Consider the following 9,030-nt stretch of genomic DNA (forward strand, 5'->3'; position numbering starts at 1 on the left):
ACCTTTTTATCATTAATTTCTTTATTTAGTAGTTCTTATCCGCGTATCCAACCCAGCCGCCTTCTTTAACGAGGGTTTTATCAAACTCGCCGACTTTAAAGTCGATGGTTTCGGATTTGCCGTCAGCATTGATCGTAATCGTGTTCTGATCGACATCGATTTCCATCGATACGTCTTTTCCGGCATAGTTTGCAAAAAGATAATCGATCTTTTCTTTGGGCAGCTCAATGGCAAACATGCCGCAGTTGTACATATTCTGTCTGAAAATCCGCGCGAAGTTTTCGGCGATGACCACGTTGATGCCGTTGACTTCCAGCGCCCACGGCGCATGTTCTCGCGACGAACCGCAGCCAAAGTTCTCCCGGGTAACAATTACCGCTTTATCCCGGGTGTCTTCCTTACTGAAGCCCGGAAGTACCAGATCCTCCAGCAAATTTGGTTTTAAAGCCTCTTTGGTAATTTCCGTCAGATATTTTGCCGGAATGATTTCATCGGTATTGATATCGCTTCGATCTAAAAATAATACATTTCCTTTAAAGTTTTTCATGTCTATCCCCCACCTAAGCTTGATATATATCAGAATTTGTGATCGTTCCGGTAATAGCCGTCGCGGCTGCCGTTGCCGGACTCATCAGATGAACCATACCGCCTTTGCCCATTCTGCCGTTGAAATTACGATTCGTTGTCGACGCGCAGACTTCCCCTTCGGCCAGAACCCCGTTGCTCATGCCCAGACAGGCACCGCAGGTCGGATTGGTCACGCAGAAACCGGCATCCTGGAAGATTTCAATCAGTCCTTCTTTTAGAGCCAGGGAATAAATAGCCGGTGTTGCCGGGCTCACAATAGCACGGACATCGTCGCTGATTTTCTTGCCCTTCAGGACGCTGGCAGCAATTCGCAAATCTTCAATCCGGCCATTGGTGCAGCTGCCGATATAAATCTGGTCAACCCGGGTGCCCGCCATTTCCTTAACGGTCTTAACCTGGTCTGGTTTGTAACCAACCGTCACCATCGGCTCCAGACTGGAAACGTCGTATTCGCAGATTCGTTCGTACTCTGCATCATCATCGGAAACCCATTTTGAATATTCTTTGAGGGCATCCTCTTTGGTGGCAAATTCGTCCTTGATGAATTTCCAAAGGTAGTCCACCGTCACCATATCCGGGTAGCAGATGCCGCAGGTGCCGCCTGCTTCAATGGCCATGTTGCAGAGTGTCATTCGGGATTCCATCGACATAGCATCGACCACTGGACCGGTAAACTCAATGACCATATTGGTCGCACCGTTTACCGTCAGCTCTTTAATGATGAACAGAATCAAATCCTTGGCATAGACGCCCGGTTTCAATTCGCCATTCAGAACGATCTTAATGGTTTTAGGAAAATGGAAGGCGCAGACCCCCTTGAGAATACCCACTTCAAGATCAGTTGTCCCGATGCCAGCGGCGAAAGCGCCGAATGCGCCGTGGGTACAGGTATGAGAGTCACCCATGATGACGGTGTATCCCGGTCGGACAAATCCTTTTTCCGGAAAGATGGCATGACAGACGCCGTTTTTTCCGATATCAAAAAAATCTTTGATTTCATGTCGTTTGGCCCAGTCTCGGAGGATTTTTCCCTGTTCCGCGGTTTTTGAATCCTTGGCCGGTGTCACATGGTCGATGACGGCCTTGATCTTGGTCGGATCAAAGACCCGATCCATCCCCCGCGCCATCAGATCTGTGATGGCAATTGGGGTGGTGATTTCATGACAGAAAACCCTGTCCAGTTTCAGAACATGCGTGTCTGGAAATGGCTCTTCCACACGATGTGCATCAAATATTTTTTCTGCAATTGTTTTACCCATTTTGTTCTCCTATCTACATGTCAAATTTTTTATGAATATGGACCATCGCTTCTTTGCCGCGTTCCTTGTCAATCAGACAGGATATCTTGATTTCAGAGGTACTGATGGTTTGAATATTGATACCCAGTTCGAACAGTGCTTCAAAAAATTTCGATGCGATTTCGGCATTGGCCACAATTCCGGTTCCGATAACCGAAAGCTTGGCGACGCCCTGATCGTACTCAACTTTTTGAGCCTTGACTTCAAACGCAAATTTCTGGGCCACCGCCACCGCTTCCTGAAGCTCATCAACATCGATGGTGAATGAAATATCATTGACTGCTGTCCGGTTGACGTTCTGCACGATCATATCCACATGGATATTTGATTTCGCCAGGGCGCTGAACAATTTAAATGCGATTCCCGGCTGATCCGGCACTTCAAAAATTGAGATTTTAGCAATATTTTCATCCAGGGCAATCCCTCGAACTAATACTTTTTCCATTATAACTTCCTCCTTGATAATTGTTCCTTCATTATGATTATAGCTTGACCGTACCACCAGCGGCACTTTGAACCGTTCCGCCATCTCCACTGACCGCGGGTGCAAAACTTTCGCTCCGGTGCTTGCCAGTTCCAAAACTTCCTGGTAGGAAATTTCATCAATCTTTGAAGCATCCTCAACGACGCGGGGATCGGCGGTATAAACGCCGTCAACATCGGTATAAATCTCGCAAAGCTCGGCCTTCAATGCTGCCGCCAGAGCCACCGCCGAAGTATCCGATCCGCCACGTCCCAGCGTGGTGATGTCCCGGTTCTCATTGATTCCCTGAAAGCCGGCCACAATCACAATTTTTCCCGCATTCAGTTCCTTTTCAATTCGATTGGTTTTTATATCGTTGATCCGCGCCCGTTTGTGCACGCTCGATGTGAGAATGCCGCACTGCGCGCCGGTCAGGCTGACGACGTCATGACCCATGGCCTGGATTGCCATCGCCAGCAGGGAGATTGATACCTGTTCGCCGGTTGAAAGCAGCATGTCCATCTCGCGGCTGGGCGGGGTCGGATTGATTTTCTTTGCCAGCGTAATCAGATCATCCGTGGTATCCCCCATGGCCGAAACAACCACAACCACTCTTTTTCCATTTTCCTTGGCCTCAATGATACGACCAGCAACTCTTTTTATTCTCTCGACATTGGCGACGCTTGAGCCGCCATATTTTTGTACTACTAAATCTTGCATTAACCTCAGTCACTCTTTTCTATTCATAGATACGGGCATAAAAAATCTCCGGAACCGTTTCCTTCAATTTCTCTGCCATGGCATTAAATTTATTGGCGGCAATGGAACTCGTCACCACATAGGCCCGGTCATCATTGACAATAACCGTTTTACGTTCAGCGATGGTTTCCACTGCGGTCAACACATTATCGAGCATTTCTTTGTTTTCCAGATTCGCTCTCAAATAGTATTTTCCCTTAAAGATATCGGTTCCGATCTTGTTCAGTTTTCGGTTAAGTCGCAGTGGTTTCGGCAAATTCTGTTCACTGACCATATTGAGAATGTAAAGCGCATCCCCGACGACTGCATTGGCAGTCGCATCTTTTCCGGCGCCCTTCCCGTAAAACTGCAATTCTCCGATAATATCTCCGGTAATGGAGATGACATTAAACTCACTGTTGACGTTGCTCATGATCGAAGCTTCTTTAAACAGCACGGGTTCAACGGTTGTATAAACATCATTTTTTCCATCAAGAATGGAATGTCCCAGGTACTTGATCACATAACCCATGCTTCCGGTCATCTCGATATCCACCGCCCGAACGTCGGTCAGGCCCCGCTTGTAAATATTTTCGTCTTTAATGATCCCTTCGTAGGCCATCGATGAAAGAATGGAAAGCTTTCGGGACACATCATAGCCTTCAACATCCGCCGTTGGATCGGCTTCCGCAAAACCGATGGCTTGGGCTTTCGCCAGGGTTTCTCCGAAATCCGCGCCTTCTTCGGTCATTTTAGACAGAATAAAATTCGTTGTTCCGTTGAGAATTCCCTTGATTTCGGTTACGCGGTTGATTTTCATTTCTTCTTTCAGGCTGCCGATGATGGGAATCCCACCGCCGACTGAAGCCTCATAACGAAGAACGACTCCATTTTCATCAGCCAGAGTCGTTAGTTCCTGAAAATATTCTGATATCACCGCTTTGTTTGCTGTTACAACATGCTTTCCGGCCTTCAGGCAGTCTTTGATCATGTTATATTCAAAGTCCATCCCACCCATCAGGGCGATGACCAGGCCGATGCTGTCATCATCCAGTATCTCCCTGGGATCGGTAACAATTTTACCAACGGTATCGCCGAGATCTTTGGTCGTATCTCGCTCCAGCACCTTGGTAATCACCGGACTCGCCTTCCGAGACTCCAGATCTGTAAAGTTACCGGCAAACTTTCCTTTATTTAAATTGATCAGTTCATAAACCCCGGAACCAATGGTTCCGAAGCCTAAAAGTGCAATATTCAATCAAATTCACCTCATTTATGTATTTATTTTAAAAACACTTGTTTTTTTCTGAAAAACATTTTATCATATACTTATGGGTTATTCAATACCCAGTTGGGAAGATTTTTTCCCGGAACACCATAAATATTTGGAGGAAATTCATGAAAAAAGCTTATAACAGCACGCGATCCAAAGACATCAACGTTTCTGCATCCCAGGGAATCCTGCAAGGATTGGCTCCTGATGGCGGACTCTTTGTCCCCAATTTTATTCGCGATATCCAACTGGATCCAACAAAATTTTCAGGCAAGAATTATGGAGAAATGGCTGAAGTCATCTTCGCCGCTTTCCTGAACGATTTTAGCGAAAAACAAATTAAGGATGCCATTCAAGGCGCCTATTATTCGGGAAAATTTGAAGAAAAGGAACCAGTCGCCCTAAAAAAAATAAAAGACCGGTTTTTCCTCGAACTCTTCCATGGTCCAACCTGCGCATTTAAGGATATGGCTCTGACCATTTTACCATATTTTATGGTTGAGTCCATCAAAAATATGAAAAGCGACAATAAAATTCTGATCCTCACGGCTACCTCGGGCGATACCGGAAAAGCCGCCCTGGAAGGATTTGCCAATGTGCCCGACATCAGCATTATCGTCTTTTATCCCCAGGACGGAGTCAGCACCATCCAGGAAAAGCAAATGCTGACGCAAGCGGGAGACAACACCTGTGTTGTCGGTGTCAACGGCAATTTTGACGATACGCAAAACGGCGTTAAAGAAATTCTCAATGATAGCCAGCTGGCCAAAGAACTGGAAAAATCCAATGTGCTTTTCTCGTCAGCTAATTCGATCAACATTGGCCGACTGCTGCCGCAGGTGGTCTATTATTTTTACAGCTACTACGAGCTGCTCAAACGCGGTGAAATTACTGCCGGCGAAAAAATCAACTTCGTGGTTCCCACCGGAAATTTCGGCAATATTCTCGCCGGCTACTATGCCTCCCTGCTGGGTCTGCCAGTCAATAAACTGATCTGTGCCTCCAATGCCAACAAAGTCCTGACCGACTTTTTCAAGACCGGTACCTATGACCGGAATCGCGAGTTTTATAAAACGTCCTCTCCATCCATGGACATTCTGATTTCCAGCAACCTGGAACGTCTGCTCTATGATGTTTCCGGTTCTGATCCAAAAACCGTCAGCCAACTCATGGAGGAACTCAAAGACCAGGGCAATTATCAGGCATCAAAAGCACTGATGGAAAAAGCGGATCTTTTCTATGCCGGAACAGCCGATGAAACCCAGACGGCCCAGTCCATCAAAAATATTTTTGATGAAACCCACTATCTGATGGATCCGCACACCGCAGTTGCCAACAAGGTTTATGAGGATTATCTTAAAGAAACCGGGGACCCCACCAAAACCGTGATTGTGTCCACTGCCAGCCCTTATAAATTCGGCCGCTCGGTCTATGAAAGCATTTTTGGGCCATCTGAAATGGATGATTATGCGCTTCTTGATCTTCTGGCTCAGAAAACCGATACATCCATTCCCTTACCGCTGAAAGATCTTGACAAAAAAGAGAATAAACACCATAACCAGTGCGAAAAAGCAGACATGTTCCGGGCTGTCCTGAGCTTTTTAGACCAACAGGTGGAAAAGCATGATTAAGATTCGGGTTCCCGGGACAAGTGCCAATGTCGGTCCCGGTTTTGATGCTTTTGGTCTGGCGCTGACGATTTACAACACCTTCAGCTTTGAAGAAAAAAGCGACGGCAAACTCACCATCCGTGGGGTTGATAAAAAATATCAGGGTACCACCAATCTCGTCTATCGTTCAATGCAGAAAGTCTTTAAAAAGGCCGGTCATCACTCGAAAGGACTCTATATTCACAGCGACGTCGGCATTCCCATCAGCCGGGGACTCGGCAGCTCTGCCACCTGTATCGTCGGTGGACTTTTCGGAGCCAATGCGCTGATCGGCTCGCCGCTGACGACGGAAGAACTTTTTGATATTGCGGTGGAAATGGAAGGACATCCGGACAACGTCGCTCCCGCCATCTTTGGCGGGCTGGTCGTTTCCCTGACCGACCAGGGGAAAAACTTCTATATCAAAAGCGAGATTCATCCCACTTTTGAATTTTATGCGATCGTTCCGGATTTTCCCTTATCCACATCGGATGCACGACAGGTTTTGCCTAAAAAAATAAATTTCAGCGATGCCACTCACAATCTCCCGCGGGCCACAATGACCTACCTGGCACTGGTCAATGGGTCCGAAGAAATTCTCCGGGTTTCGATGAAAGACCGGCTTCACCAGCCCTATCGCAAAAAACTCATCGCTCATTACGATGTGATTACCCGAAAAGCACGGGATATGGGCTGTCTCAACACCTGTATCAGCGGTGCCGGGCCAACCATCCTTGCAATCAACTCGGTGAACAACCCCGGTTTTCTGAATGAAATGTCTGTCTATCTGAAGGAAAAAGTACCGGGATGGCAACTCATTCCATTATTTCCTGATAATGCCGGCGTTCAAATTTTGAGAGGTTAATCCAGTGATTAAAGATTATCTTATCGTTAACAAAAAAATATTGCCTGACTATTACTCCAAGGTGGTGGAAGCCCGTATTTTAATGGAATCCGCCCAGTGCAAATCGGTCAGTGATGCGGTCAAAAAAGTGGGCATCAGCCGCAGTACCTATTACAAATACAAAGACTATATTTTTACGCCTTCCGAAAATTACGGGCGAAAATTCACGCTTTCGTTTAAACTGGCCGATCATCAGGGGATTCTGTCGAATATTTTAACGCTCCTCAAAGAAAATCAGACCAGCATTATTACCATCCACCAGGATATTCCCATCAACCAGGCCGCCATCGTCATCGTGACCCTCGACGGCAAAGACCTGTCGGTCAGCATTGATGAGCTCATCGTCATGCTGGAAGCCCTTGATGGCGTCTACAGTGTTCATCTGATCGCCATGGAATAAGAGACACCGATGGGATTGTCCGATGCTGCTATTATCCGTGACACGCATGAGATCGGACACTCTTACGCGTGTTCGCCGCAACGCGCATCACAGGATAATGAGCAGCCTCGGACAATGATATAGGTTTAAGTGAAACGATGACTAAATGAATTGTTTTCATCTTTTTGCAGAAGCCTATTTAATAAAGCTGAACCGTATTTGACAGACTGTCATCACTGCTGAACCAGTAATAGGTCCCCAGGGTCTGATTCATCAGGTTTTCGGCAATCCCGATCGTTCCGGAATCCGTGATGGCATAATGAAAATATTTATCGCCGTTATTCATGGCTTTTTTGATGTCACTGACAAAGCGGTTCTGTTCCTGACTGGTATTGAGATCGTAGAGTTTATTTTCCCGGACAAAATAATTGGCCGCGGTCGCTGTTAATTCCGGATATTGTACCAGCATCTCGTCAATTTGATGTGATTTTTCCAGTTCTGCCGTCGTTACGCAGAAGAAATCATAAAAAATGCTTTTTTCCGGTTCGGTATTGTCGTCAACACTGAACTCCCCCCAGGTGGCGTCCAAATAATAGTATTCCCCATCGACCCGGACGATATTCCAGGCATGGGCGCCTTGCCCAATGGCTTCTCCGGCAACATAGGAACACTCGATTCCTGAACTTTTCAAAAGATACTGAATCGCCTTGGAATAACCGGCGCAGACGGAACCCTTTTTTCCAAAAACGCTGTAGATGTTTTGATCATCCGCGGCGTCCTCCTGATAGACCGTATTCTCGATGACGTATTCATAGGTATACTTTACCTTCTCATACTCATCCATAGTTCCGGTAATCCCGGTGCAGTATTGCGAAACAGCAGCATCAATTTCAGCCTGTCGCCTGTTCTTCTCGTCTTCGTTATAGGGATACGCAACCACCACGTCACTGACACTCAGGTCTTTGTGATCGTAATAATACGAAAATTCTCCCATCCAGAATATTTCCGGACGATCATAGTCGATGGCGCTAAGCACCCGTTCCACTTCGTCTGTCGTTACCCCATCAACCGCGACTTTTGTATCGTAATTCATCAGCATGTTAACCACTTTTGTGTAGGCCCGCTGTTCGTTTTTATTTAAAAATGAATACGCATCGTATGTCTGACTTTGATTTTCTGATATTTCTTCCTCTTGGTTGCCTTCAACATTATCCAAAAAAGAACCGATCTCGATGCCGGACGTGAAGTCGCCAATAAACCAAATGACTCCGCCTGAAATCAGCAAAAAGATCAGCCCGAAGATAATAATGATTGCGGCTGTATTTCCTCTTCTGTGATTGCCCATGGTAAATCTCCTCGCTATTTTAGAATAACTTTTTTAATGATTGACATCATAAAATTTTTCTAAACAAATCGTAAATAATTTTATCACAGTTTCCTATAGACAATCCTAATTTTTCTTATTATACTTAAAAGCAAATAAGAAAACGTTTAAAAAAGAGGAGATAGGGAACAGTACCTAAAAATGTAGCCAAAGATCCCCAATTATAGAAAAAAGCCTATTTTTCAACAGGCTTTTCATACTTATTTAAAACAAGTTCAATTCCTTTGTCCAGTAACTTCGATATGGGGATCATCGTTTCTTTCGATAAGGTTTGTAACTTCAACCATAATTCAGAATCAACCGCATTGGAGATTCGAGTTCTAGTTTTTAGTCCGTATTTATCACTCATCTTTA

9 protein-coding genes are annotated in these 9,030 nt (G+C 45.7%); 3 read left to right on the forward strand and 6 right to left on the reverse strand.

Annotated features, from left to right (window positions below; genetic code table 11):
• Nucleotides 1–25: 25 nt before the first annotated feature.
• The 4 genes from GH808_RS11800 to GH808_RS11815 are packed head-to-tail and all read right to left on the reverse strand — an operon-like array spanning nt 26 to nt 4,345.
• Complete coding sequence (locus GH808_RS11800; RefSeq protein ID WP_186842994.1) at nt 26–547, reverse strand: 3-isopropylmalate dehydratase small subunit; 522 nt, start codon at nt 545–547, stop codon at nt 26–28.
• A 13-nt stretch (nt 548–560) separates the two neighbouring features.
• Nucleotides 561–1,847, reverse strand: a complete 1,287-nt coding sequence (locus GH808_RS11805) for a 3-isopropylmalate dehydratase large subunit (RefSeq protein WP_186842995.1) — start codon at nt 1,845–1,847, stop codon at nt 561–563.
• A gap of 13 nt (nt 1,848–1,860) precedes the next feature.
• Nucleotides 1,861–3,069, reverse strand: coding sequence for an aspartate kinase (locus GH808_RS11810; RefSeq protein ID WP_186842996.1), 1,209 nt, complete (start codon nt 3,067–3,069; stop codon nt 1,861–1,863).
• Between the two features lie 19 nt (nt 3,070–3,088).
• Nucleotides 3,089–4,345, reverse strand: a complete 1,257-nt coding sequence (locus GH808_RS11815; protein ID WP_186842997.1) for a homoserine dehydrogenase — start codon at nt 4,343–4,345, stop codon at nt 3,089–3,091.
• Between the two features lie 140 nt (nt 4,346–4,485).
• Between GH808_RS11815 and thrC the strand changes: the two genes are divergently transcribed.
• From thrC to GH808_RS11830, 3 genes are read left to right on the forward strand one after another with little or no spacing between them, the layout of a single operon-like run.
• Nucleotides 4,486–5,991 (forward strand): threonine synthase, encoded by a 1,506-nt coding sequence (thrC, locus tag GH808_RS11820; RefSeq protein WP_186842998.1) that lies wholly within the window; start codon nt 4,486–4,488, stop codon nt 5,989–5,991.
• Nucleotides 5,984–6,874, forward strand: coding sequence for a homoserine kinase (gene thrB / locus GH808_RS11825; RefSeq protein WP_186842999.1), 891 nt, complete (start codon nt 5,984–5,986; stop codon nt 6,872–6,874). Before thrC ends, thrB begins: the two co-directional genes overlap by 8 nt.
• A 4-nt stretch (nt 6,875–6,878) precedes the next feature.
• Nucleotides 6,879–7,313, forward strand: coding sequence for an ACT domain-containing protein (locus tag GH808_RS11830; RefSeq protein ID WP_186843000.1), 435 nt, complete (start codon nt 6,879–6,881; stop codon nt 7,311–7,313).
• A gap of 178 nt (nt 7,314–7,491) precedes the next feature.
• Here GH808_RS11830 and GH808_RS11835 read toward each other — a convergent pair whose 3' ends face one another.
• Both GH808_RS11835 and GH808_RS11840 read right to left on the reverse strand, forming a co-directional pair.
• Entirely contained in the window at nt 7,492–8,637 is a 1,146-nt protein-coding gene (locus GH808_RS11835) for a transglutaminase domain-containing protein (RefSeq protein WP_186843001.1), read from the reverse strand.
• A 214-nt stretch (nt 8,638–8,851) separates the two neighbouring features.
• A complete protein-coding gene (locus GH808_RS11840; protein WP_186843004.1) occupies nt 8,852–9,025 on the reverse strand; it encodes a ribbon-helix-helix domain-containing protein in 174 nt (57 codons plus the stop codon).
• Nucleotides 9,026–9,030 lie beyond the last annotated feature (5 nt).

Origin of the sequence: Acetobacterium fimetarium (genome assembly GCF_014284475.1) — a bacterium.
GTDB classification, from domain to species: Bacteria; Bacillota; Clostridia; order Eubacteriales; family Eubacteriaceae; genus Acetobacterium; species Acetobacterium fimetarium.